Genomic DNA, 23927 nt, shown 5'->3' on the forward strand with positions numbered 1-23927 from the left:
GATGGAGGAGGATCGCTACGGCCTGCCCCTGTCGACCGCCTCCACTGATGCGGCCGCGGCCTATCGCGAGGGCGTCGACCTGCTGCTCGCCTTCTGGCCCAGCGCGGCAGATGCGTTCGAGCGGGCGATCATGCTCGATCCGGATTTCGCGCTGGCGCACGCCGCCCGCGCGCGCATTCATGCCATCTATATGCAGCGCGAGGCGGCGCTGCAGACCATCAAGCGGGCCCGCGACCTCGTCGCCAGGCGCGGCACGCCGCGCGAGCAGAGCCATGTCGCGACCCTGGTGCTCGCCATCGAGGGCCGCGGCACCGACGCGCTCGACGCGACCTTGGCCCATCTGGAAAGCTGGCCGCGTGACGCCATGATCATGGCGCTGCCGCTCGGCGCCTTCGGCCTGCTGGCCTTTTCCGGTCGCAGAGATCACGACGCCGCCCGACGCGAGCTGTGCGACCGGTTTGCCGCCGCCTATGGCGAGGACTGGTGGTTCCTATCGAACCACGGCTGGGCGCTCACCGAGGCCGGTGATATCGCGCAGGGACGCGCCGTCACCGAGCGCAGCTTCGCGTTGCGCCGGCACAACGCCTATGCCGTGCATGCGCTGCTTCATGCGATGTTCGAGGCTGGTGCGCTGGACGAGGCCGATGCGCTCGTCGAGGGGTGGATCGGCGACTACGATCGCACCGGGATGCTGCACGGTCATATCTGCTGGCACCAGGCGCTCGGCGCCCTGGACCGCGGCGATGCCGCCGGGGCACTCAAAGTCTACACCGACGTGCTGGTACCGACGATGGACACCGCGCCGCCGCTCAACACGCTGTCGGACTGCGCCTCGCTGCTGTGGCGACTGCTGGCGGAGAACTACACCGTGCCGGGTGGCGCTTGGGCCGAGGTGGCGGCCTATGCCAGCCCCCGTTTCACCGGCTCGACGCTCGCCTTCATCGAGATGCACCTGGTGATGATCGCTGCGGCCACCGATGATACCGCGGCGCTCAAGGGCCGTCTCGCCGCGATCGAGCGGCGGCAGACCGAAGGCACGCTGCCGGCGGGCCGCATCGTGCCGCACATGCTGCGGGCGCTGCGCGCCTTCGCCGAAGAGAATTGGCGCGCCTGCGCGCGCGAGCTCACCCCTGTCATCGGCGACCTCGCCCGCATCGGCGGCAGCCACGCCCAGCGCGAGGTGATCGAGGACACCTACATCCTGTCCCTCATCCGCAGCGGCGCGCTGCTGCCGGCCCGCGAGGCGCTCGATGCCCGCCTGCACCGCCGCCCGTCGGCGCGCGACACGCGCTGGCGGGCCCTCACGACCCCTGCGCCTGCTTAGCCCTCGGTTTCCAGCCCGGTCGGCATCGGCACATTTTCCGGCTGCAGCTTGAGACCCGCCGCGAGCGCCACCGTCTCCAGCAGCGCCGCGAAATCCTTCTCCAGATAAGCGGCCGGGTCCGATTGCAGCGAGGCGGCGCCGACATGGGCCTGCAGCGCCTCGCGCGTCGCCGCCGTCACCGGCATGGCGACGTCGAGCTGGCGCGCCGCCGACAGGCCGAGATCGAGATCCTTGCGCAAGAGCGGCGGCGTGAAGGTCGTGGTCCAATCGAGATTGACCAGCGCGTTGCTCTTGTACTTCGTGAAGGTCGAGCCCATCACGCTGGCATTCATGAAGTTGAGAAAGGCATGGCGCGGCACGCCGGCCTTCTGCGCCAGGATGGTGATCTCGGCGAGGTTCTGGATCACGACGCCGAGGAACACGTTGTGCGCGATCTTGCAGATGCGCGCGAGCTCGCCCTCGCCGACATAGGACACGCCGGAGACGGCGATCTTGGCGAGATACGGCTCGATCGTATCGAACGCGGCCTTGGGGCCGGAGACGACCGACGACAGCTTGCCGGCCTTGACGCATTTGCCGTTGCCGGACACCGGCGCGCGAACGAACTCGCAACCGAGCTGATTCAGCTTGGCGGCGATCGCCTCCGACTGCTCGATACCGATCGAGGAGCAGTCCACCAGGATCTGGGGACGCGATCCAGAACTTGCGGCCACCAGGCCGTGGTCGCCAAAATACACCTGCTCGAGATCCTTGCCGGTCGACACCATCGTGAACACGATGTCGCACGCGGCGAGATCGCGGGGATGATCGACGATGACGCCGCCTTTCGCCGCCAGCGGCTCGGCCTTGGCGCGGGTGCGATTGTAGATCGACACCTTGTGGCCGGCCTTGAGCAGGCGCTCAGCCATCGGATAGCCCATGCGCCCCATGCCGATCCAGCCGAGCGAATGCGTCGCGGTCATCGTCCTCTCCTCGTTACTGATCACAGTCTTCGTCATTGCGAGGAGCGAAGCGACGAAGCAATCCAGAGTCACGACTCCCGCCCTGGATTGCTTCCGCCTTCGCTCTTCGAGCTACGGCGGACACGTCGCTTCGCTCGCAATGACGAAAATCACAAAGATCGCTCTATTGGGCGCATTGCCCATCCGCTCAGTAGCGGTTGGCGATCGGCAGCTCTTCCGCAGGAAACAGCGTGATCACCTGGCAGCCCTTGTCGGTGACCACGACCTCCTCCTCGATCCGCGCAGCCGAGAAGCCGTCGGTCGCCGGACAGTAGGTCTCGAGCGCGAACACCATGCCGGTCTTGATCTCCATCGGATTGTCCAGCGAGACCAGCCGGGAGATGATCGGACGCTCATGCAGCGCAAGTCCAAGTCCATGGCCGAACTGCAAGCCGAAGGCCGCCATCTCCGAGGGAAAGCCGAACTCCTCGGCCTTTGGCCAGACCTTGGCGACGGTGTCGGTCGAGACGCCCGGCTTGATCAGCGCGATCGCATTGTCGAGCCATTCGCGGCACTGCTTGTAGGCATCGTGCTGCGCCGGCGTGGCGCGGCCGACGTTGAAGGTGCGGTAGTAGCAGGTCCGGTAGCCCTGATAGGACTGCAGGATGTCGAAGAACGCCTGGTCGCCCGGACGCAGGATGCGGTCGGTGAAATTGTGCGGATGCGGATTGCAGCGCTCGCCGGAGATGGCATTGATCGCCTCGACGTCGTCGGAGCCCATCTCGTAGAGCATCTTGTTGGCGAGCGCGACGATGTCGTTCTCGCGCACGCCCGGCTTCAGGTGCTCGTAGATCGAATGATAGACACCGTCGACCATGGCCGCGGCCTGATTCAACAGCATGATCTCGTCGATGTTCTTGATCTCGCGCGCGTCCAGCATGACCTGCTGGCCGTCGACCACCTTCATGCCGGCCTTCTGCAACTCGAAGAACATCGCGGTCTCGGCGAGGTCGACGCCGACCGGCATGTCGGCAACGCCGGCTGCGCGCAAAAGGCTCATCACTTCCTCGGCATGCGCCTTCATCAGCCCGACCGCCGGCGGCACGGTGCCGCGCATGCCGAGCATGCCGGCCCGGCAGTTCTCCGGCGCCAGCCAGTCGCAGAACAGACGATGATGGACGGCTGCCGAACCGAAATCCCACACGATCGGCTCGCCGTCGCCGGCCAGCAGCGCGAAACGGCACAGCTTGTCGCGCTCCCATTCGCCGATCTTGGTGCCGGAGACGTAGCGAATGTTGTTGACGTCGAACAGCAGCAGCGCACCATAGCCCGACGCCTTCAGCGCCGCGCGCGCCCGCGCCAGCCGGTAGCGCCGCAACCTGTCGAAATCGACGCGGCGCTCGAAATCCACCGAGACATGGCCATGCGATGGAATCGCCCGCCCCCAGCGCCAATGCGGATCGAGATGCTCCGGGCTGACCAGATGCGGCTTCAACGCGCTGGCTGTCATGTGGGCGTTTCCCATTGTGCTATTGCAATCGATTGCAGAGCCGGGTTTATTGCATGCACGCAAAATGTGTCAAGGTACCGCGCGATCAAAACGTCGTTGCGCTGCGGCATCAGGGGGCGGAGATGAAAAGGACGTCGCCATCGACAAGGAGCCCGCGCGCAGCGGCGTCCTCACGTCCGACGATCAAGGATGTCGCGGCGCGCTGCGACGTGCATCCCTCCACGGTGTCGCGCGCGCTCAGCCCGGCCATGAAGCATCTGGTGGCGGGCGATGTCGTGGAGCGGATCCAGGCCGCCGCCAACGCGCTCGGCTATCGGCTGAACATGGCCGCCAAGGGCCTGCGCACCGGGCGCAGCGGCCTGATCGGTGTGCTCGCGCCCGATATCGCCGATCCCGGCTTCCCGCCCGTGCTGTCCGGCATCGCCGATCATCTCAACGCCGAGGGTTATGCGACGATCGTCGTCGACGTCGGCAGCAAGGGCTCGGAGCAGGATCTGGTCGACCGGCTGATTGCCCGCGGCGTCGACGGTCTGGTGCTGGCGACGGTGAGCCTGCGCGACGATGTCGTGAAGCACTGCCTGGACGCGGCGCTCCCTGTTGTGCTGGTCAATCGCGTCGATGCCGCCGGACTGCTGCCGTCGGCCGCCAGCGACGATGCCGCCGGCATGCGTCTCGCCGTCCAGCATCTCGTCGCGCTCGGCCACCGCCGCATCGGTCACGTCGCGGGCCCGCAGCACATCTCGACCGGCGCGCGCCGCCGCGCCGGCTTCGAGGCCAGCATCGCGGCTGCGGGACTGTCCGCCCGCCATGCGCCGGTCGAAGCCGTCGAAGCCTATACGCGGGCGGCGGGTCGCGAGGCTGCGCTGCGCCTGCTCGCGCGGCGGACGCGCCCGACCGCCATCGTCGCCGCCAATGACCTGCTGGCGCTCGGCGTCTATGACGCGCTCGCCGCGCGCGGCCTCGCCTGCCCCGGCGATGTCTCCGTGGTCGGCCACAACGACATGCCGTTCGTCGACATGGTCGCGCCGCCGCTGACCACGGTGCGGATCGCCCAGCGCGACATGGGCGAAGCCGCGGCGCGGCTGCTGCTCGACCGCCTTGCCGGGCGCGAGGCCGTGACCGACCACATCGTACTGGCGCCGGAGCTCATCATCCGCGGCTCGACGATCGCATACGAGCACTGACAGACCCGCGGCCCATCGCTACACTCGGCGGCCAAGCAACAACGGGAGGATAAGCCGATGACGGAGATGGTCGGCCTGGAGGCGCTCGTCGCATCCATCGCACCGGAGCAATCGATCGCGATCCCGGTCGACCGTGCCGGCGTCTCGATGGCGGCGACGGCGGCCATGATCGAGGCCGGCCTGACCGGGCTGCATCTCGTCTGCGTGCCGATATCAGGCCTGCAGGCCGATCTGCTGATCGGCGCCGGCGTGGCCGCGGTGGTGGAAACCAGCGCCGTCTCGCTCGGCGAGGCCGGCGGCGCCCCGCGCTTCGTCGCGGCCGTGCGCGACGGCAGCATCACCTTGCGCGATGCCACCTGCCCTGCGATCCATGCCGGCCTGCTGGCCGGGCAGAAGGGCGTGCCGTTCATGCCGATCGCCGGCATCATCGGCAGCGACCTGTTGCGGGTCCGCCCCGATTGGAAGGTGATCGACAGTCCGGTCGGCGAGCCCGGCAAGGTGGTCGTGGTGCCGGCGATCACGCCGGACGTGGCGCTGTTTCATGCGCCCGAGGCCGACCGCTTCGGCAATGTCCGCATCGGCCGCTACCGCGAGCTGGCGACGATGGCCTATGCGGCGAAGCGCACGCTGGTCACCGTCGAGCGCATCGTCGATCGCGATCTGTTGGCGACCGAAGACTCCGCGGCCGGCGTACTGCCGGCGCTCTACGTCGATGCCATCGCAGTCGCGGAGAACGGGGCCTGGCCGCTGCCGCTGTGGGACGAGTACGAGACCGATGGCGCCGAGCTTTCGCGCTACGCCGCGATGGCGCGCAGCGACGAAGGCTTTCGCGCCTATCTCTCCGCCTTCCTGAGCCGTAGCAAGGTGGCATGACCATGCACGACGAGCGCGCACGCAAGGAACTGCTGATCACCGTCATCGCCGATCTGCTCGAGGGCGTCCGCCATGTCGCCGTCGGCGCCTCGTCGCCGGTCCCGGCGGCCGGCGCGATGCTGCTGCGCGCACGCAACGCGCAAGCGGGCAAGCCGCCGGTCCGCATCTCGATCCTCGGCTCCAGCCGGCACAATTTCTTCACCAATGGCGGCGTCGAGCTGTTCGACTGTGCCGCGCAGGGGCGCGTCGACGCGTTCTTTCTCGGCGGCGGCCAGATCGACGGCGCCGGGAATATCAACCTGGTCGGCACCGGCGACTATCCGCGGATGGACGTGCGCTGGCCGGGCTCGTTCGGCTCGGCCTATCTCTATCATCTGATCCCGCGCGTGATCCTGTTCCGCGAGGAGCATTCGCCGCGCGTGCTGGTGCCGAAGGTCGACTTCGTCAGCGCCGCCGCCGTAACGCCGGAGGTGAAGCGCCGCGGCGGGCCGCATGCGCTGCTGACGAATCTCGCGCTGTTCGATTTCGACCGCGAGCGCGCCGGCTTCCGGCTGCGCTCGGTGCATTCCGGCTATACGGCCGAGGACGTCCGCGACCGAACCGGGTTCGACTACGCTTCCCCGGAAATGGTACCGCCGACGGCCGGCCCTGATCGCGCCACGGTCGAGCTGATCCGCGGCCGGATCCGCGACGAACTCGCGGAATGCTACCCGGAATTCGCGCGCGCGATGGCCGCGTAGCTCACTGCAGCGTACCGCGGGTGATCACCTGCCCCGCATGCGCCTTCTGATGCGCGCCCTGCCACCAGGTCAGCGCGCCATTGACGATGACGGCCTCGATGCCGGCGGCCGGCACGCAGGGGGCATCATAGGTCGCGCCGTCGCGCACGCTGGCCGCATCGAACAGCGTGATGTCGGCATGGTTGCCGACCGCGAGCGTGCCCCGTCCCTTGATGCCGAAATTCTGCGCCGTCAGCCCGCTCATCTTCCACACCGCGGTTTCCAGCGGGAACAGCTCGAGCTCGCGGCAGTAGTAGCCGAGCACACGCGGGAATGTGCCCCAGAGCCGCGGATGCGGACGCTCGCCGAACGGCAGGCCGTCGGAGCCGATCATGGTCGGCTCGAAGGCGAGGATGGTCTGCACGTCGGCCTCGTCCATCGCGAAGTAGATCGCCGAAGCCGGCTGCAGCCGCTTCGCGGCTTCGAGCCGGTCGACGCCCCAATCGGCGGCGATGTCGGCGAGATCGCGCCCCGCCACTTCCGGATGGGGTCCGGAGGCCGCGACGACGACCTTGACCTGCAGCTTGGCCGGATCGGTATGCAGCATGGTCGAGGAGGCGTTGTAGGGATAGCAGTCGAGCGCGACGCACTGGCAGCTCATCGCCTTGGTGATCAGCGGCAGCGTCTCCCTGGTGCGGCCGAAATTGGCAGGGCCCACCACCTTGTGATGCGAGATCACGACCTGGACGTCGAGTGCCTTGCCGATGGCGAAGCTTTCCTCCAGCGATTGGATGACCTCGTTCGCCTCGTTGCGCATATGCGTCGCATACACGCCGCCGCTGCCGGTGAGCGGACGGCAGACCTCGATGATCTCCTCGGTCGGCGCCGCCTCCGCCGGCGGATAGAACGTCCCTGTCGAGACGCCGATGGCGCCGGCATCGAGCGCCTCCTGCACGTGGGCGCGCATCTCGGCGATCTCGTCTGCCGTCGCGGCCCGGCCGAGATCGCTCACGACCGAGGCGCGCAGCGCGGTGTGGCCGACCATCGGCGCGACGTTGACCGCAGCCGGCGCCGCGCGCAACGCGGCGACGTAGTCGGCGAACGCGGCATACTCGACCACCTGTCCCTCGCTTGGCGATAGCAAGCCGAGCGGCATCGGCCGCGGCGAGCCTGGCTTCAGCGGCGCGATGCTGACGCCGCAATTGCCGGTCACGACGGAGGTCACGCCCTGCGAGACCTTGCAGGTCATGTCGGGATCGACCAGCACGGCGCTGTCGTCATGGGTGTGGGAGTCGATGAAGCCCGGCGCAACGATGAGGCCGGTGGCGTCGATCACGCGCGTGGCCTTCCGGCCGTCAAACCCGCCGATGGCGACGATGCGGCCATCCTTGATGCCGATATCAGCCTCGAAGCGTGGCGCACGCGTGCCGTCGATGACGGTGCCGCCGCGGATGATCAGGTCGAAGGACACGGACGAAGGCTGGCTGTCGGTCATGAAATCTCACGCGGAATGGTAGGAAGCCGGGAGACTATCCGCGAGCCGCGCCGATGCGTCCAGAGCGATGCGCATGTGATCTGAGCCGGGCTGGACTGCATTGGAGGCGCGACGCGCGTCCGCCGTCCGCATCTCGCCCTGGCCACCCGGGACACACGATAGTGATAGGGACTCTGGTCAGGATTGATACGCCTCAACGGCGCGCGACCTCTCTTGCGCCATCCATCCTCCGGGCAGAAACCTGCGGAGGTAAGTCATGAAAGCCCTGGTCTATCATGGTCCCGGCAAGAAATCCCTGGACGAGCGCCCGAAGCCGACCGTCATCGAGCCGGGCGACGCGGTGGTCAAAATCCTGAAGACGACGATCTGCGGGACCGACCTTCATATTCTCAAGGGTGACGTGCCGACATGTACGCCGGGCCGCATTCTCGGTCACGAGGGTGTCGGTGTGGTCGATGCGGTCGGCAGCGCCGTGCGCGCGTTCAAGCCGGGCGACCACGTCATCGTTTCCTGCATTTCGGCCTGTGGAACGTGCGACTATTGCCGGCGCGGCATGTATTCGCACTGCCGCCACGGCGGCTGGATCCTCGGCAACAAGATCGACGGCACCCAGGCGGAGTATGTGCGGACGCCTCACGCCGACACCAGCCTCTACCACGTGCCCGCGGGCACCGAGGAGGACGCGCTGGTGATGTTGAGCGACATCCTCCCGACCGGTTTCGAATGCGGCGTGCTCAACGGCAAGGTCGAGCCGGGTTCGACGGTGGCGATCGTCGGCACCGGTCCGATTGGATTGGCGGCGCTGCTGACGGCACAATTCTATTCGCCGGCCGAGATCATCATGATCGACCTCGACGACAACCGGCTCGAGGTCGCCACCCGCTTCGGCGCCACCAGCGTCATCAACAACACCGACGGCAAGGCGGTCGACAAGGTCATGGCCCTGACGAACGGCCGCGGCGTCGACACGGCGATCGAGGCGGTCGGCGTGCCCGCGACGTTCGTCACCTGCGAAGACATCATCGCCCCCGGCGGTGTGATTGCCAATGTCGGCGTGCACGGGGTCAAGGCCGATCTGCATCTGGAGAAGCTGTGGGACCGCAACATCGCGATCACGACACGGCTGGTGGACACCGTGACGACGCCGATGCTGCTGAAGACCGTGCAGTCGCGCAAGCTCGAGCCGAAGCGGCTGATCACCCACCGCTTCAGGCTTGATCAGATCCTCGATGCCTACGAGACGTTCGGCGCCGCGGCCAAGACCCATGCGTTGAAGGTTCTCATCGAGACATAGGCGTCCTGACCCGCACGCCGCGGCGCTCAGCCTGCCGGACGCCGCTGCGCGACGATCTGCCGGTAGAGTTCGGCATAACGACCGGCGCGGTGGCGCCAGGAGACGTCGGTCAGCATCGCGTTGAGCTGCATGCGGGTCCAATTCGAGGCGTTGCTGCGCGCGGCGTAGAAGGCCGCAGCGGCGCGGCGCAGGGTCTGGTCGAGCGCCTCCGCTGTCACGGACGCGCACTTGAACCCGGTCGCGGCGACGCCGGCCTCCGTCTCGTCAATGACGGTGTCGGCGAGACCGCCCACCGCAGTGACGATCGGCAGCGCGCCATAACGCAACGCGCAGAGCTGTGTCAGCCCGCACGGCTCGAACCGCGACGGCACGACCAGCGCGTCGCAGCCGGCCTGGATGAGATGCGCCAAGCCCTCGTCGTAGCCGATGACGACGCCGATCTTTCCGGGATCGTTCGCGGCCGCGGCGCGGAACGCGTCGCGCAGCTCGGCCTCGCCGTCGCCGAGCAGGGCCAGCTGGATGCCGCTACTGGTCAAGGTCGGCAGGCAGGACAGCAGCAGGTCGAGCCCCTTCTGCGAGGTCAACCGGCTGACGACGCCGAGCAGGAACGTCTCCGGCGCCACCTGCAGGCCCATGCGCGTCTGCAGCGCAGCCTTGTTGGGCGCCCGCGCCTCGATCCGGTCGATGCCGAAATGAGAGGCGATCGCCGGATCGCTGCCGGGATCCCACACCGCCGTGTCGATCCCGTTGAGGATGCCAACGAGGTCGGACGATCGCTGCCGCAGCAGGCCGCCGAGGCCCATGCCGTGCTCGTCGCTCTGGATCTCCCGCGCATAGGTCGGCGACACCGTCGTGATCTTGTCGGCGAACTGCAACCCCGCCTTGAGGAAGCTGATGTCGCCGTAATATTCGAGGCCGTAGATCGAGAACGATTCCGGCGGCAGTCCGAGCGGCGGCAGGAAATGACGGGGGAAGCGGCCCTGGAACGCCAGATTGTGCACCGTCATGACCGTGCCCGGATGCGGCCGGTGGCTGTAGAGCAGATAGGCCGGCACCAGCCCGGCCTGCCAGTCGTGACCGTGGACGATGTCGGGGACGAAGGCCGGCACCGCGCCGAGCCCGATATAGGACGCCGCGCGGGCCAGCGCGGCAAAGCGGAACGCATTGTCCGGCCAATCCTTGCCGTCGGGCCCCAGATAGGGGTTGCCCTCGCGGTCGTAGAGATGCGGCGCATCGAGCACGAACAGATCGAGCGCACCATGGCTGCCGCCGAGCAGCCGGGCGTTGCCGCCGAAGAAGTTCGGCAATGAGCTGATCTCGCTGGCCTGCTCCAGCGCCTTCATCACGGCGGGATAGCCGGGAATCAGCGTGCGGACCTCGACGTCCTCGGCCAGCAGCGCCCAGGGCAGCGCGCCGACGACGTCGGCGAGACCGCCTGTCTTGACGATGGGATAGACCTCGGAGGCAACCGACAGAACGCGCAGCGGCGTCATGAATTGAGCCCATCGATCATCGGCTGGGTAATCAAGGTCACGCCGTTCTCCGTGGTCCTGAACCGCTTGGCGTCGAACTCCGGATCCTCGCCGACAACCAGCCCTTCCGGAATCTGCACGCCGCGGTCGACGACGACGTTGGTCAGGCGGGCGTGGCGGGCGACGTTGACGTAGGGCAGCAGCACCGCGTTCTGCACTCTGGCGTAGGAATGCAGGTGCGCGCCGGTGAACAGCAGCGAGCGCTGCACCTGCGCGCCGGAGACGATGCAGCCGCCGGAGACCAGCGAGCAGGTCGCCTCGCCGCGGCGGCCATCCGTGTCGTGAACGAATTTGGCCGGCGGCGTGATCTCCGAATAGGTCCAGATCGGCCAGGAGCGGTCGTAGAGATCGAGCTCCGGCACGACGTCCGTCAGGTCGAGATTGGCGGCCCAATAGGCGTCGACGGTTCCGACGTCACGCCAGTAGCTGCGCGGATCGTGATCGGCACGAACGCAGGAGCGCGAGAACTGATGGGCAACGGCGCGGCCGTTCCTGACAATGTGGGGAATGACGTCACGTCCGAAATCATGGTTCGAGTTCGGGTCGGCAGCATCGCGCTTCAGCTCCTCGAACAGGAACTTGGCGTCGAACACATAGATGCCCATGCTGGCGAGCGACTTGTCGGGCTTGCCCGGCATCGGCGGCGGATCGGCCGGCTTCTCGATGAAGTCGCGGATCGTGTAGTCATCGTTGATGTGCATGATGCCGAAGCCCGAGGATTCCTCACGCGGCATCTCCAGGCAGCCCACGGTGACGTCGGCGCGCTGGTCGACATGCTGCTGCAGCATCAGCTCGTAGTCCATCTTGTAGATGTGGTCGCCGGCCAGCACGACGATGTATTTCGTGTTGTAGGTCTCGAGGATGTCGATGTTCTGGTACACGGCGTCGGCCGTGCCGACGTACCACATGGTCTCCGAGACGCGCTGGCTCGCCGGAAGGATGTCGAAGCTCTCGTTGCGCTCGGGACGGAAGAAGTTCCAGCCCATCTGCAGATGCCGGATCAGACTGTGCGCCTTGTACTGTGTCGCCACGGCGATGCGCCGGATGCCGGAATTGACGGCGTTCGACAGCGCGAAATCGATGATGCGCGACTTGCCGCCGAAATAGACCGCCGGCTTGGCACGCCGGTCGGTGAGTTCGAGCAGGCGGCTGCCGCGGCCGCCTGCCAGCACGAAGGCCAGCGCGTGACGGGACAGCGGCTCGGTCCTGGCGGCGACTGCCATAGTTCTCCTCCCTGCAACTCGTTGTCGCGTCATGATTTCGGCGGCCCCGACAAGGACGCTTCGCGATCGCGCTCCGCTGTCCGGACCTCACATATGACGGGGGAACAGCCAACCAGTTCCCAATGACGAGTGCAATGGGGTGCTTCAGCCCAGGCGATCCCAGGTTGCAGCCATGTCGTCCCAGCGCGGCGGGTCGGCGCCCTCGCGGGTGCAGGTGACGGCCGCACACGCCCCGGCAAAGGCGAGCGCCTTGCGCATTTCAGTCTGGCTCAATGCCTTCAGGGCCTCCCGGCCGATGCGGCCGAGCTTGCGCAACGCGAACAGGAGCCCCGCCTGGAACGTATCGCCGGCGCCGATCGTATCGACCACCTCGACCTGGGGGACCGAGACCTCGACCGCGCCGGCCTGCGCATGCCAGCCGAGCGCCCCGTTGGGGCCGCGGGTGACGACGACCAGGCTGGTGCCGCGCGAAAGCAGCGCGTCGGCCCGTGCGGCGTAATCGTCGTGGCCATGCAGATAGTCGAAATCCACATCCGACATCTTGATCAGATCGGCGCTCGCGGCAAATCTATCCATGCCGGCGCGATAGGCGGCCTTGTCGGTCACGAGATTCGGCCGGCAGTTCGGGTCGAAGGAGATCGTCACCGTGCCTTGCGTGGCGGCGATCAGCGCACGGGTCTCCGCGGCACCGAGATCGTGGATCAGCGTGGTCGATCCGACATGGATGGCGTCGATGTCAGCAAAAGGGATGCTGCCGGGTCTGAACGTCCATTTCCGCGCGGCGGTCTCGGCGTCGTAGAAGGCATACTGCGCCTCGCTGCCGACATGGCGCACGAAAGCGAGCGTGGTCTGGTCCGGGCTGCGCGTGGCGTAGCCGAGGTCGACGTTCGAGCCTTGGGCATGCGCCGCGATCATGCTGCCGAACAGGTCGGTCGAGATGCCGCCGACGAAGCCCGTGGGCGCACCGAGCCGGGCCACACCGACGGCGACGTTCAGGCACGAGCCGCCGACCACGGGCCGCAAGGCATCGCGCCCGTCAGGCAATCTGGCCGGGACGAAATCGATCAGCGCATCACCGCAGCTCAGGATCATGGTCATGCCTCCCCGTGGCCCCCATGCATCACGGAACGGCTCTCGCGATCAAGCGTCCGCAGCATGCCGTGGATGCGCCGCTTGCGGCGATGGAAGGCCGCGATGTTCGGATCGGTCGGGTCGCTGAGACGCCCCAGCGTGGACATCGAGGCCATCGTGTCGCCGATCGAGCGGAAGGCGCCGCTGGCGACCGCGCCCAGCATGGCCGCCCCGAGCAGCACCGGCTCCTGGGTCCCCGGCAGCGCCACCGTCAACCCGGTCGTATCGGCCATGATCTGGCGCACCAGTGGGCTGCGCGAGGCGCCGCCGGCCATCACCAGCGTGCGGCTGGTGACGCCATTGGCGGCGAAGGCATCGATCACGTCGGCCAGGCCATAGGCGAGCCCGCACAACCCCGCCACGAACAGCCGCTCCAGCGCCGCGATATCGGCATCGAGATCGAGGCCGGCGATGACGGCGCGCGAATCCGGATCGGCATAGGGCGAGCGGTTGCCGAGAAATTCCGGAAGAATGTGGAGATCACGCGCCAGCAGCGCCGCACTGCCGGCATTCGGCACCCGCGCCATGATCCGTTTTTCGAGCAGGCTGATCAGGTCGAGCCCTTCCGCGCGCGCCGCAGCGGTCGCCTCGACAGAGGCCGGGTGCGAGCGCAGCAGATGGTCGATCGCCGCGCCCGCGGCGGACTGGCCACCCTCGTTGAGCCAGGACCCAGGCACCATGCCTTGATAATAAGGTCCCCATACGCCGGGCACGAAGGACGGCGCCTGCGTCGTCGCCATGATGCAGGCCGAGGTCCCCATGATGTAGGCGAGGCGGTCGCAGACATTCACCTCACCGCCGTCAGCCGCTCGGCCACCGATGGCGCCGATGCCGCCGGCATGGGCATCGATCAGCGCGGCGCCGACCGGCGTGCCCGGGGCCAGCCCGAGCTCCTCGGCTGCGACGCGGGACAGCCCGTGGCCGAGCGGCGTGCCCGGTGCGACGATCTCGGTGCCGATCCGCGCGTAATCGTCTGCGACGAAATCGTCCAGCCCGATGCGCCGGAAATAGGCTGCGCTCCAGCGCGTCTCGTGGGCGAGATAATTCCATTTGCAGGTGACCGTGCACATCGAGCGCGCCAGCGAGCCTGACGCGCGCCAGGTCAGGAAGTCGGCCAGATCGAAGAAGTGGCCGGCGGCGTCGAAGCTCTTGCGGAGATGCCGCTTCAGCCACAAGAGCTTGGGCATCTCCATTTCCGGCGAGATCGAGCCGCCGACATAGCGCAGCACGTCGTCCCCGGTCGCATTGATGTCGCGTGCCTCCGTCAGCGCGCGATGATCCATCCAGACGATGACGTTGCGGCGGGCGTCGCCGGAGCTGCTGACCGTGACCGGCGCGCCCGTGGGATCGAGCGCCACCAGCGAGCAGGTCGCATCGAAGCCGATGCCCCTGATCAGATCCGGCGCGATCCCCGCTTCCGCCAGCGCGGCTTTGACCGACGCGCAGCACGCGCGCCAGATGTCGTCGGACGATTGCTCGACGACATCGCCGGCCTCATGCCAGGTCTGGATCGGATGCCGCGCCGCGGCAAGCAGCCGACCGTGACTGTCGAAAATTCCGGCGCGCGTGCTGGTCGTGCCGACATCGACACCGACAAAGGCCTGCATGTTCCGCTCCCGTCAATTTGACGAGAGCTTACCAGCAAGTGTAGCCGCCATCGACAACGACGACGCTGCCGGTCATCAAACTTGCCGCCTCGGAGGCCAGGAACAGCACCACCGAGGCGATCTCCTCGACCTGACCCATGCGGCCCATTGGGGTTCCGCCGATCCAGGCGTCGTACATGCGCGGATTGCTCTTCACGAAGGCGTTGAGCGGCGTCTCGATATAGGTCGGCGCCACCGCGTTGACGCGGATGCCGCGCGCCCCCCACTCGGCCGCCAGCGACTTGGTCAGATGGTGCACCGCGGCCTTGGACGCATTGTAGAAGCACTGCTCCTGCGGCTTGTTGACGATGAAGCCGGACATCGAGCCGATATTGACGATGCTGCCGCTCTTGGCCGCCAGCATGTGCTGGCCGAAGGCGCGGCAGCACCAGAAGGTGCCGTTGAGGTTGACATCGAGCACGTTGAGCCAGTGCTCGTCGGTGACGGTCTCGGCCGGTGTCTCGCTGCGCGCGATGCCGGCATTGTTGACGAGAATGTCCACCTTGCCGTAGCGCGCCACCAGATCGTCGGCGACCGCCGTAACCTGCGCCGAATTGGTCACGTCCATCAGCGCGGTCTCGGTGGTGAAGCCCTTGGCCTTCATCGCCGCCTGTGCGTCCGCGGCCGCCTTCGCATCCCGATCGGCGATCACCACATGCGCGCCCGCCTCCGCCAGCGCCTCGACGCAGGCCAGGCCGATGCCCTGCCCGCCGCCGGTGACCAACGCGGTCTTGCCGTTCAGTTTGAATTTTTCGAGATACATCGTCGTGGTCCGTTGTTGTCGTTGACGCCCGGAGGGGACGTCACCTCTCATGCGAAGATCGAATTGCCGCTCTGGTCGAAGCGGTAGATGCGGCTGGGCTCGGGCCGCAGCGTTACAGCGTCGCCGGCACTGAGCCGTTTCTCGCCGACGACGCGCACTGTCAGCGTGCCCAGCGCGCCGGCGTCGACGTAGAGAAAGGTGTCGCTGCCGAGATGCTCGGCGATCACGACCTTGCCGGGCCAGCCCCCGCCGCCCTCATCGACGACCGCGACATGCTCGGGCCGCACGCCGATCGTGGTCGCATGGTGTTTGTCCGCTTCCGCGCCGGTGATGAAGTTCATCTTCGGCGAGCCGATGAAGCCGGCGACGAACAGATTGGCGGGTCGCTGATAGAGCTCGATCGGCGAGCCATATTGCTCGATGCGGCCGGCGTTCAGCACCACGATCTTGTCGGCCATGGTCATGGCCTCGACCTGGTCGTGCGTCACGTAGATCGCCGTCGTACCGAGCTGCTTCTGCAGCCGCGTCACCTCGAGCCGCATCTGCACGCGCAGCGCGGCATCGAGATTGGATAGCGGCTCGTCGAACAGGAACGCTTTCGGCTCGCGCACGATGGCGCGGCCGATCGCGACGCGCTGGCGCTGGCCGCCGGAGAGCTCGCGCGGCTTGCGGTCGAGATAGGGCGTGAGGTTCAAGGTCGCCGCGGCGGCCTCGACCTTGCTGTTGATCTCGGCCTTTGGCAGCCCGGCCATCTTCAGGCCGAAGGCGATGTTGCCGCGCACGCTCATGTGCGGATACAGCGCATAGGACTGGAACACCATCGACAGGCCGCGCTTGGCCGGCGGCACGTCGACGACATTGTTGCCGTCGATCAGGATGCGGCCGCCGGAGACATCTTCCAGCCCTGCGATCAGGCGCAGCAGCGTGGTCTTGCCGCAGCCGGAGGGGCCGACGAACACCACGAAGGCACCGTCGGGAATGTCGAGGTCGGCGCCCTTGATGATGTGGACCGGCCCGAACGATTTCTGCACACCCTCAAGCGTGATCCGTCCCATGATTCAGCCCCTTTATTACTTCACTGCGCCGAAGGTCAGCCCGCGCACGAGCTGCTTCTGGCTGAACCAGCCGATGATCAGGATCGGCGCGATCGCGAGCGTCGAAGCCGCCGACAGCCGCGCCCAGAACAGGCCTTCGGGGCTCGAATAGGAGGCGATGAAGGTCGTCAGCGGCGCCGCCTCCAGGGTCGACAGGTTCAAGGTCCAGAACGCCTCGTTCCAGGCCAGTATCAGGTTGAGCAGCAGGGTCGAGGCGAGACCCGGGATCGCCATCGGCGTCAGCACGTAGATCAGCTCGCGCCCGATCGTGGCGCCGTCCATTCGCGCTGCCTCGAGAATGTCCTTGGGAATCTCCTTGAAGTAGGTGAACAGCATCCAGATCACGATCGGCAGATTGCCGAGGCACAGGATGAAGACCAGCCCAGTCCGCGTATCGAGCAGCCCCATGTTCTTGTAGATCAGATAGATCGGAACGAGCACGCCGACCGGCGGCATCATCTTGGTCGACAGCATCCAGAGCAGGATGTCCTTGGTGCGCCTGGTCGGCGCAAACGCCATCGACCACGCCGCCGGAATGGCGATCAGCATCGCAATGAGCGTCGAGCCGCCGGCGACGATCAGCGAGTTCAGCGCGTGGTGCAGATAGTCGCTGCGCTCCTGCACGGTGACGTAGTTCTCGGTGGTCCAGTGGAAGAACAGGAACGACGGCGGCGTCGCGAACGCCTCGAGCTCGGTCTTGAAGCTCGCCAGCACCATCCACAGGATCGGGAAGAAGATCACGAAGCCCGCAAGCCAGGCGGCGACGGTGGAGATCGCGACATGACGTCCGGTGACCTTGCGCGCCATGGTGTTACGCCTCGAGGTTACGGCCGACGATGCGGACCAGGAAGAAGGCGACGATGTTGGCGATGACCACCGCGACGAGGCCGCCGGCCGAGGCGGTGCCGACGTCGAACTGGATCAGCGCCTGCGAATAGACCAGGAAGGCGATGTTGGTGGTCTGCAGCCCCGGCCCGCCGCCGGTTGTGACGAAGATCTCGGCAAACACCGTGAGCAGGAAGATGGTCTCGATCAGGATCACCACCGTGATCGGGCGCGCCAGATGCGGCACAGTCAGGTAGATGAAGCGCGACAGCGCGCTGGCGCCATCCATCTCGGCGGCCTCCTTCTGCTCCTCGTCGAGCGACTGCAGCGCGGTCAGCAGGATGAGCGTGGCGAACGGCAGCCACTGCCAGGCCACGATGAAGATGACCGCGAGCAGCGGCGCGTCGGTGAACCAGTCGACCGGCGTCATTCCGAGCGAGGTCGCGATCCAGGCGAACAGGCCGGACACCGGGTGCATCAGGAGATTCTTCCACACCAGCGCGCTGACTGTCGGCATCACGAAGAACGGCGCGATCACCATCAGGCGGATGAAGTTGCGGCCGATGACGGGCTGGTCGAGCAGGATCGCAAGGGGAATGCCGAGGCCGATGGTCAGCAGCAGCACCGAGCCGACCAGCACCAGCGTGTTCTGCAGCGAGGCGAGGAAGGCCGGATCGGTGAGGAAGTAGGTGAAGTTCTCGAAGCCGACGAAGCTTTCCGAGCCGGGATCGAGCAGGCTGTAATGCAAGGTCGAGAAGTAGATCGTCAGCGCCAGCGGCACGATCATCCAGATGAACAGCAGGATCACCGCCGGCGACATCAGCGCCCGCGCGAGCAGTTGAGTCTGTCGAGTGGCCATTGTCGCTATCCGTCTTGCTCGATAAACACCGCCGTCATTGCGAGCGAAGCGAAGCAATCCAGAGTCGTGGGCGGGATTCTGGATTGCTTCGTCGCTTCGCTCCTCACAATGACGATTGTGAGTTTGCGGTAGGGTGGGCAAAGGCGCGGAGCGCCGTGCCCACCGACTTCACGGTTGCGGCCGGACGGTGGGCACGCTTCGCTTTGCCCACCCTACGGATCTCGCGTTAGACCAGAGAGAAAATGCGGCCATCCCCATGGGTAGGGATGGCCGCCAGTGATCAGCTCGGGAGGAGTTTCGTGTCGAGCTGATAAACTTGGCGCGCCTATTTGATGTAGCCGGCGCGCTTCATCTCGCGTTCGGTGGCCGATTGCGCCGCGCTGAGGGCCGCATCCACCGTCATCGAGCCGGCGAGTGCCGCCGAGAACTGCTGACCGACCGCGGTGCCGATGCCCTGGAATTCGGGAATGGCGGCGTATTGCACACCGACATAGGGCACCGGCTTCACGGTCGGATGGCTCGGGTCAGCCGCATCGATCGAGGCGAGCGTGATCTTCGCGAACGGCGCGACCTTCAGATAGTCCTCGTTCTTGTACAACGAGGTGCGCGTGCCCGGCGGCACGTTGGCCCAGCCGTCCTTCGATGCGACGAGCTTGGTGTAGTCCTTGCTGGTCGCCCAGGCGATGAACTTCTCCGCCGCCTCGACCTTCTTGGAGCCGGCGGGCACCGCGAGGCTCCAGGCCCACAGCCAGTTGGCGTTCTTGCCGAGGCCGGTGTTCGGCGCCAGCGCGAAGCCGACCTTGTCGGCGACCTTGGACTCCTTCGGATTGGTCACGAACGAGGCCGCCACCGTGGCGTCGATCCACATCGCGCATTTGCCGGAGTTGAACAGCGCGAGGTTCTCGTTGAAGCCGTTGGAGCTGGCGCCGGGAGGGCCGGCCTCCTTCATCAGCTCGACATAGGTCGACAGCGTCTTCTTCCATTCCGGCGTGTTGAATTGCGGCTGCCACTTCTCGTCGAACCAGCGCGCGCCGAACGAGTTCGACATCGCGGTCAGGAACGCCATGTTCTCGCCCCAGCCGGCCTTGCCGCGCAGGCAGACGCCGAACACGCCGGCCTGCTTGTCGGTGAGCTTCTTGGCGGCGTCGATGACGAAGTCCCAGGTCGGGCTCTCCGGCATCTTCAGCCCGGCCTTGTCGAACAGGTCGGTGCGGTACATCACCATCGAGCTCTCGCCATAGAACGGCGCGGCGTAGAGGTTGCCGTCGACGGACACCGCGTCCTTGATCTTGGGCAGGATGTCGTTCGCGTCGTAGTCGGCGCCGAGCTTGTCGAGCGGCACCAGCCAGTTCTTCTTGGCCCAGATCGGCACCTCGTAGGTGCCGATGGTGAGGATGTCGAACTGGCCGCCCTTGGTGGCGATGTCGGTGGTGACGCGCTGGCGCAGCACGTTCTCTTCCAGGGTCACCCATTTCACGGAGATGTCGGGATTGGCCTTGGTGAATTCGCTGGTGAGGCCCTGCATCCGGATCATGTCGCCGTTGTTGACGGTGGCGATGGTCAGGCTCGTCTCCGCCAGTGCGGGCGTAACTGTCAGCAGCGTGGCGGCGCCCATCAGGGCGGCAAGCGTGCTCGTCCGAGTGAAGATGGTCTTCACGGTCTCCTCCCTTCCCGTGTCTTTTGAATATATGCTCACGGGCTGAGCTGATGTTCACAACACTGGTCGGGCTTTGTCAAGCATGCGCCGGCGCCCACAGGTTGTGCGGCGCGACAGAGATCGGACTTTGATAGAAGGAAGCGCAGCGCCGCGGGCATTCACCCCAGGACGGCGCGCGCCGTGGCCTCGTCGGTGATCAGGCCATTGATGAGACGACCGGTCAGTGCGGCGCGGATCGCCGGGATCTTCGCCGGCCCCAGCGCCGCCGCGATGGTCATGGCGCGGGCCGGCACCTCGGGCGGAATGCTGGTGAGCCGGCGGTTGGTGCCGCCAGCGATCACCTTGCCGCCGGCGTCATAGGCCCAGCCGGTGATCTCGCCGATGGCGCCGAGCCGCATCATCTCGGTGAGCTCGTCGCGGGTGACGAAGCCGTCGACATGCATCTGCGCCTTCTGGTCCATCTGGCCGATGCCGACCAGCTTGAGATCGGCCTTGTCGGCGACCGCCTTGACCTTGGCGATGGCATTCAGCCGGACCATGCGGTCGCGCTCGTCCTCGCTGCCCATCAGGAACGGCAGCGGCATCGGATAATGCCGCGCGCCGGTGCGGTCGGCGAGCCGGCCGACGGTGTCGAAGAAGCTCGCCGAGCCGTCGGCCAGGATGTTGCCGACCAGCGAGACGATCTGGTGCTCGGGACGGTCGACCGGCGAGACGCGCTCGACCGCGGCGCGCACCGCCCGCCCCGTTCCGAGCGCAATGATGACCGGCGTCTCGGCGCGCAAGGTCGTCTCCAGCAGGTTGGCGCAGCGCTCGGCGATCCCCGCGGCGCCCGCCGGGGCGGCCGGATCGGTCGGTACCACCTCGCAATGCACCAGCGCGAACCGCTCCCTGAGCTGCGCCGCGAGCGCCATGCAGGACGCGATCGGGTGTTCGAGTCGGAAGGTGATCAGCCGCTCGGCGAGGCACAGCGACACCAGCCGCTGCGCCGAGGCGCGCGACACCTGCAGCATCCGGGCGATCTCGTCCTGGGTGTGGCCGGCGATGAAATACAGCCAGCCGGCGCGGGCGGCGTCGTCGAGCCGGGATTTTTCGCTGTCGCCTGCCATGACGCAGAGCGGTCTCCTTCTCAGACACGTCGTCCCCCGGCCGAGCAGGGGCACGACGGTGATCGGCCGGCACTATGGCATGGCCGCCACGGCGCCGGGAACCGAAGCCCGCCACCATCCCCAGCCGGACGCGGCCGGGTCATTCGGACCAGATCATATGCCCCGATCATGGGCAATAGCCCAAGCTCGGAAGGTTGCAACCCAAGCCCCGGAACCTCGCTCGCCGCACGACGGCTGCGCATCCGCGAGGGATGCGGCGCCTCGGCCGGCCGCTTAGCTCGGAGGCATGGCCCTCCCTGCTCTCGCCCGCCCCCGCCGCGCCGCTCCGGTGCTCGTCTGCCGCAAATGCCTGAAGCGCAGCGATGACCCCAAGGAAATCAGGAAGGCCATCAAGAACGCGCTGAAATCCCCGGACGGCCCCGGCAACGGCGCGGGCGAGAAGCCGGCGCGCATCGTCATGACGAGCTGCTTCGGCCTGTGCCCGAAGCGGGCGGTCGTGGTCACCGGCGGCGTCCGCGCGGCGCGTGGCGAATATGTACTCGTCTCCGCAGCCAAGGACGTGCCCAGCGCCTTGGCGCTGCTGCGCGATGATCCGAACAGGCCGGGTTGAGATCGTGATGGTGAACAGGACCTTACGCCGGACGCTCGAGTCTCATCGGCGGTCTTGACGCTTGCTTGGTGCGCCGCGGGCTTAGCTGACGCATCACGTCACCAGCAAGCGCCGCCATGAGCCCCACCGCCACCATCGCAGTCTCCGGCATGCAGGCCGCCTCGCGCCGGCTCGAGGTGTCCGCCTCGAACATCGCCAATGCCCGGAGCACGGGCGCGCTGCCCAATGCCGACGGCACGCTGCCGGCCGGCGCGCCGAAGGCCTACGACCCGCTCGCGCTGGTGCAGAGCGACGTCGCCGGCGGCGGCACGCAGACGACCATCACCCGGTCGAGCTCGGGCACGTCCGCGAGCTACGATCCCTCCGCGCCATTCGCCAACAAGGACGGCCTGGTCGCCGCGCCCAACGTCGATCTCGCGCAGGAGATGATCAGCCAGCTCGTCGCCAAATACAGCTTTGCCGCGAACGCGAAAGTGCTGAAGGCGAGCGACGAGATGAGCCGCACCGTGATCGACATGAAGGTGTGAGCGCGACCGCGTGGGAAAATCTCGCTAGGCGCTCTTCGCGACCACGCCCTGCCCGGCGCGCTCGCCGGTCACCTCGCCGGCCGGCTCCGGGCTGAGCCAGCGATAGATGAAGCCGCCGGCCGCACCGCCGGCGAGCGGTGCCACCCAGAACAGCCAGAGCTGTGCCAGCGCCCAGCCGCCGACGAACAGCGCCGGCCCGGTGCTGCGCGCCGGGTTCACCGAGGTGTTGGTGACGTGGATGCTGATGAGATGAATGAGCGTCAGCGCCAGCCCGATCGCCAGCGGCGCAAATCCGGCCGGCGCTTTGCCATGGGTCGCGCCCATGATCACGAACAGGAACATCATCGTCAGCACGAACTCGCTGAGCAGGCAGGCCCCGAGCCCATATCTGCCGGGCGAATGCTCCGCATAGCCGTTGGCGGCAAAGCCGCCGGCCATGCTGAAGTCCGGCGCGCCGCTGGCGATCGCATACAGCACGGCCGCACCGACGATCGCGCCGACCACCTGCGCGATGACGTAGGGCACGATCAGGCTGCTCGGGAACCGCCCGCCGCACGCCAGCCCCACCGTCACGGCCGGATTGAGATGACAGCCCGAGATGTGCCCGATCGCATAGGCCATCGTCACCACGGTGAGCCCGAACGCCAGCGCCACGCCGAGCATCCCGATCCCGACATCAGGCACCCCGGCCGCGATCACCGCACTGCCGCAACCGCCGAAGGTGAGCCAGAACGTCCCGATCGCCTCCGCCACGAGCTTGTTGTTGTTGCCGTTCATCATCGCCTCCCTGGGTGCGTGTGATTGGCTGGAGCCCTGCTTCTCCCGTCAGCAGAGAAGATGATCACTTCGGCAACCTGGAGTCAAAGCCGGATTCGCGGCCGCCGTGGGATGCCTGAAACTTCGAGTCGGCAATCGTCGGCGTAATTCGTAGTTCGTAGGGCGGATGAGCGCAGCGTAATCCGCCGTCTTACTTGCCAACAGTCGCCGGCCCGAATTCCGGAGGACGCGCACTTCCCCCGTGATCAAGCTTGATTGGCAAGTGGCTGCTCATCGAGCTCGCGGCCGACAGCCCAAAGCCGACATCGATGATCCCCGCAGGGCGGATGGCGCTCCCCTCATCCGCCCGACACGCTATCGATCTTGCCGACACGCCGGCGAGAGCATCGGCACGTTCGCCCACGGCCAATTGTGCCAGCGGCCATCCTCGCCGACGCAAGCGGCGGTTGCCTGGGACGGACTCGTTGTCGCGTCCGGCGATGCTTCAAGCGCGGCAAATCGGTGGTCGACATAGGTCGTGGACAGAACTCCGGCGACGGTCACCGCCACGACGACCGCAAATCCCTTGGCTGCTTCACTCCAGCGCATGTCATCACCTCCCTTGTCGACGTGCCAGGACCACATGGGACGACATTGACGCACAATCCCGTCGCGGGCTGTGAGAGAGGTCACATCGACATCTCGCCGGATGCACTCATCCCTGACGCCGCAAGCACCGGGAGAGGAATGCAGTGCAGGCCCAAAATTACGGTGACAGTGCTGGACTGGACTGCACCCCTCAAGTGAGACACGATAATCTCAGTGACAGGCATTCCGAGGATGACCTGTGGCAGCAAG

At 66.8% G+C, this 23927-nt stretch carries 21 protein-coding genes; 7 read left to right on the top strand and 14 right to left on the bottom strand.

Annotated elements, in window-relative coordinates:
• Position 1: 1 nt before the first annotated feature.
• The gene (locus ACQR10_RS24425; RefSeq protein WP_316218055.1) at positions 2 to 1324 is read left to right on the top strand and encodes a tetratricopeptide repeat protein; all 1323 of its coding nucleotides are present in this window, start codon (positions 2 to 4) and stop codon (positions 1322 to 1324) included.
• On the opposite strand, the gene ACQR10_RS24430 is transcribed toward ACQR10_RS24425, so the two are convergent.
• Together ACQR10_RS24430 and ACQR10_RS24435 are read right to left on the bottom strand one after the other, a co-directional pair.
• Positions 1321 to 2286, bottom strand: a complete 966-nt coding sequence (locus ACQR10_RS24430; protein ID WP_316181080.1) for an NAD(P)-dependent oxidoreductase — start codon at positions 2284 to 2286, stop codon at positions 1321 to 1323. The two genes, ACQR10_RS24425 and ACQR10_RS24430, sit on opposite strands and share 4 nt — an antisense overlap.
• A 187-nt stretch (positions 2287 to 2473) precedes the next feature.
• Positions 2474 to 3775: a M24 family metallopeptidase gene (locus ACQR10_RS24435; RefSeq protein ID WP_315758877.1), complete on the bottom strand. Its 1302-nt coding sequence runs from the start codon at positions 3773 to 3775 to the stop codon at positions 2474 to 2476.
• Positions 3776 to 3897: 122 nt separating this feature from the next.
• On the opposite strand from ACQR10_RS24435, the gene ACQR10_RS24440 reads away from it, so the two are divergent.
• Genes ACQR10_RS24440 through ACQR10_RS24450 form a run of 3 tightly spaced genes read left to right on the top strand, consistent with a single transcriptional unit; the run spans position 3898 to position 6572 of the window.
• A complete protein-coding gene (locus ACQR10_RS24440; RefSeq protein WP_316218056.1) occupies positions 3898 to 4959 on the top strand; it encodes a LacI family DNA-binding transcriptional regulator in 1062 nt (353 codons plus the stop codon).
• 57 nt (positions 4960 to 5016) lie between these two features.
• Positions 5017 to 5832 (top strand): CoA transferase subunit A, encoded by an 816-nt coding sequence (locus ACQR10_RS24445; protein ID WP_316218058.1) that lies wholly within the window; start codon positions 5017 to 5019, stop codon positions 5830 to 5832.
• Positions 5829 to 6572, top strand: coding sequence for a CoA transferase (locus tag ACQR10_RS24450; RefSeq protein ID WP_316218059.1), 744 nt, complete (start codon positions 5829 to 5831; stop codon positions 6570 to 6572). Before ACQR10_RS24445 ends, ACQR10_RS24450 begins: the two co-directional genes overlap by 4 nt.
• Position 6573: 1 nt before the next feature.
• Here the strand turns inward: ACQR10_RS24450 and ACQR10_RS24455 are convergent, their stop codons facing one another.
• A complete protein-coding gene (locus ACQR10_RS24455) occupies positions 6574 to 8046 on the bottom strand; it encodes an N-acyl-D-amino-acid deacylase family protein (RefSeq protein ID WP_315804643.1) in 1473 nt (490 codons plus the stop codon).
• Between the two features lie 256 nt (positions 8047 to 8302).
• On the opposite strand from ACQR10_RS24455, the gene ACQR10_RS24460 reads away from it, so the two are divergent.
• The gene (locus ACQR10_RS24460) at positions 8303 to 9340 is read left to right on the top strand and encodes a zinc-dependent alcohol dehydrogenase family protein (protein ID WP_316181071.1); all 1038 of its coding nucleotides are present in this window, start codon (positions 8303 to 8305) and stop codon (positions 9338 to 9340) included.
• 26 nt (positions 9341 to 9366) lie between these two features.
• On the opposite strand, the gene glgA is transcribed toward ACQR10_RS24460, so the two are convergent.
• From glgA to ACQR10_RS24510, 10 genes are all read right to left on the bottom strand, one after another.
• A complete protein-coding gene (gene glgA, locus ACQR10_RS24465; protein WP_315804645.1) occupies positions 9367 to 10833 on the bottom strand; it encodes a glycogen synthase GlgA in 1467 nt (488 codons plus the stop codon).
• Entirely contained in the window at positions 10830 to 12095 is a 1266-nt protein-coding gene (gene glgC / locus ACQR10_RS24470) for a glucose-1-phosphate adenylyltransferase (protein ID WP_316218062.1), read from the bottom strand. Before glgC ends, glgA begins: the two co-directional genes overlap by 4 nt.
• Before the next feature lie 144 nt (positions 12096 to 12239).
• Positions 12240 to 13187 (bottom strand): carbohydrate kinase family protein, encoded by a 948-nt coding sequence (locus tag ACQR10_RS24475; protein ID WP_316218063.1) that lies wholly within the window; start codon positions 13185 to 13187, stop codon positions 12240 to 12242.
• Between the two features lie 2 nt (positions 13188 to 13189).
• A complete protein-coding gene (locus ACQR10_RS24480) occupies positions 13190 to 14833 on the bottom strand; it encodes an FGGY-family carbohydrate kinase (RefSeq protein WP_316218064.1) in 1644 nt (547 codons plus the stop codon).
• 28 nt (positions 14834 to 14861) lie between these two features.
• Positions 14862 to 15635, bottom strand: a complete 774-nt coding sequence (locus ACQR10_RS24485; RefSeq protein ID WP_316181062.1) for an SDR family NAD(P)-dependent oxidoreductase — start codon at positions 15633 to 15635, stop codon at positions 14862 to 14864.
• A 47-nt stretch (positions 15636 to 15682) separates the two neighbouring features.
• Positions 15683 to 16690 (bottom strand): ABC transporter ATP-binding protein, encoded by a 1008-nt coding sequence (locus ACQR10_RS24490; protein WP_315804650.1) that lies wholly within the window; start codon positions 16688 to 16690, stop codon positions 15683 to 15685.
• Between the two features lie 15 nt (positions 16691 to 16705).
• Positions 16706 to 17536 carry a carbohydrate ABC transporter permease gene (locus ACQR10_RS24495; RefSeq protein ID WP_316218065.1) on the bottom strand — a complete coding sequence of 277 codons (831 nt, stop codon included), beginning with the start codon at positions 17534 to 17536 and terminating at the stop codon, positions 16706 to 16708.
• A 4-nt stretch (positions 17537 to 17540) separates the two neighbouring features.
• The gene (locus ACQR10_RS24500) at positions 17541 to 18413 is read right to left on the bottom strand and encodes a carbohydrate ABC transporter permease (protein WP_316218066.1); all 873 of its coding nucleotides are present in this window, start codon (positions 18411 to 18413) and stop codon (positions 17541 to 17543) included.
• Between the two features lie 325 nt (positions 18414 to 18738).
• The gene (locus ACQR10_RS24505) at positions 18739 to 20028 is read right to left on the bottom strand and encodes an ABC transporter substrate-binding protein (protein WP_316218074.1); all 1290 of its coding nucleotides are present in this window, start codon (positions 20026 to 20028) and stop codon (positions 18739 to 18741) included.
• Positions 20029 to 20228: 200 nt separating this feature from the next.
• Entirely contained in the window at positions 20229 to 21176 is a 948-nt protein-coding gene (locus tag ACQR10_RS24510; RefSeq protein WP_316218067.1) for a sugar-binding transcriptional regulator, read from the bottom strand.
• Positions 21177 to 21462: 286 nt separating this feature from the next.
• Between ACQR10_RS24510 and ACQR10_RS24515 the strand changes: the two genes are divergently transcribed.
• A complete protein-coding gene (locus ACQR10_RS24515) occupies positions 21463 to 21786 on the top strand; it encodes a hypothetical protein (RefSeq protein ID WP_316218068.1) in 324 nt (107 codons plus the stop codon).
• 116 nt (positions 21787 to 21902) lie between these two features.
• On the top strand, positions 21903 to 22313 hold the full coding sequence (locus tag ACQR10_RS24520; RefSeq protein WP_316181053.1) for a flagellar basal body rod protein FlgC: 411 nt from the start codon (positions 21903 to 21905) through the stop codon (positions 22311 to 22313).
• 24 nt (positions 22314 to 22337) lie between these two features.
• Here the strand turns inward: ACQR10_RS24520 and aqpZ are convergent, their stop codons facing one another.
• Positions 22338 to 23090, bottom strand: coding sequence for an aquaporin Z (gene aqpZ, locus ACQR10_RS24525; RefSeq protein WP_315804656.1), 753 nt, complete (start codon positions 23088 to 23090; stop codon positions 22338 to 22340).
• Positions 23091 to 23927: the final 837 nt, after the last annotated feature.

This window comes from Bradyrhizobium sp. HKCCYLRH2060, from assembly GCF_051168135.1.
Classification (GTDB): Bacteria; Pseudomonadota; Alphaproteobacteria; order Rhizobiales; family Xanthobacteraceae; genus Bradyrhizobium.

What these genes read in the sequence shown, in the direction of transcription:
- ACQR10_RS24425 (WP_316218055.1), top strand. Translation starts at nt 2, where the DNA reads ATGGAGGAGGATCGCTACGGCCTGCCCCTGTCGACCGCCTCCACTGAT.
- ACQR10_RS24430 (WP_316181080.1), bottom strand. Translation starts at nt 2,286, where the DNA reads ATGACCGCGACGCATTCGCTCGGCTGGATCGGCATGGGGCGCATGGGC.
- ACQR10_RS24435 (WP_315758877.1), bottom strand. Translation starts at nt 3,775, where the DNA reads ATGACAGCCAGCGCGTTGAAGCCGCATCTGGTCAGCCCGGAGCATCTC.
- ACQR10_RS24440 (WP_316218056.1), top strand. Translation starts at nt 3,898, where the DNA reads ATGAAAAGGACGTCGCCATCGACAAGGAGCCCGCGCGCAGCGGCGTCC.
- ACQR10_RS24445 (WP_316218058.1), top strand. Translation starts at nt 5,017, where the DNA reads ATGACGGAGATGGTCGGCCTGGAGGCGCTCGTCGCATCCATCGCACCG.
- ACQR10_RS24450 (WP_316218059.1), top strand. Translation starts at nt 5,829, where the DNA reads ATGACCATGCACGACGAGCGCGCACGCAAGGAACTGCTGATCACCGTC.
- ACQR10_RS24455 (WP_315804643.1), bottom strand. Translation starts at nt 8,046, where the DNA reads ATGACCGACAGCCAGCCTTCGTCCGTGTCCTTCGACCTGATCATCCGC.
- ACQR10_RS24460 (WP_316181071.1), top strand. Translation starts at nt 8,303, where the DNA reads ATGAAAGCCCTGGTCTATCATGGTCCCGGCAAGAAATCCCTGGACGAG.
- glgA (WP_315804645.1), bottom strand. Translation starts at nt 10,833, where the DNA reads ATGACGCCGCTGCGCGTTCTGTCGGTTGCCTCCGAGGTCTATCCCATC.
- glgC (WP_316218062.1), bottom strand. Translation starts at nt 12,095, where the DNA reads ATGGCAGTCGCCGCCAGGACCGAGCCGCTGTCCCGTCACGCGCTGGCC.
- ACQR10_RS24475 (WP_316218063.1), bottom strand. Translation starts at nt 13,187, where the DNA reads ATGATCCTGAGCTGCGGTGATGCGCTGATCGATTTCGTCCCGGCCAGA.
- ACQR10_RS24480 (WP_316218064.1), bottom strand. Translation starts at nt 14,833, where the DNA reads ATGCAGGCCTTTGTCGGTGTCGATGTCGGCACGACCAGCACGCGCGCC.
- ACQR10_RS24485 (WP_316181062.1), bottom strand. Translation starts at nt 15,635, where the DNA reads ATGTATCTCGAAAAATTCAAACTGAACGGCAAGACCGCGTTGGTCACC.
- ACQR10_RS24490 (WP_315804650.1), bottom strand. Translation starts at nt 16,690, where the DNA reads ATGGGACGGATCACGCTTGAGGGTGTGCAGAAATCGTTCGGGCCGGTC.
- ACQR10_RS24495 (WP_316218065.1), bottom strand. Translation starts at nt 17,536, where the DNA reads ATGGCGCGCAAGGTCACCGGACGTCATGTCGCGATCTCCACCGTCGCC.
- ACQR10_RS24500 (WP_316218066.1), bottom strand. Translation starts at nt 18,413, where the DNA reads ATGGCCACTCGACAGACTCAACTGCTCGCGCGGGCGCTGATGTCGCCG.
- ACQR10_RS24505 (WP_316218074.1), bottom strand. Translation starts at nt 20,028, where the DNA reads ATGGGCGCCGCCACGCTGCTGACAGTTACGCCCGCACTGGCGGAGACG.
- ACQR10_RS24510 (WP_316218067.1), bottom strand. Translation starts at nt 21,176, where the DNA reads ATGGCAGGCGACAGCGAAAAATCCCGGCTCGACGACGCCGCCCGCGCC.
- ACQR10_RS24515 (WP_316218068.1), top strand. Translation starts at nt 21,463, where the DNA reads ATGGCCCTCCCTGCTCTCGCCCGCCCCCGCCGCGCCGCTCCGGTGCTC.
- ACQR10_RS24520 (WP_316181053.1), top strand. Translation starts at nt 21,903, where the DNA reads ATGAGCCCCACCGCCACCATCGCAGTCTCCGGCATGCAGGCCGCCTCG.
- aqpZ (WP_315804656.1), bottom strand. Translation starts at nt 23,090, where the DNA reads ATGAACGGCAACAACAACAAGCTCGTGGCGGAGGCGATCGGGACGTTC.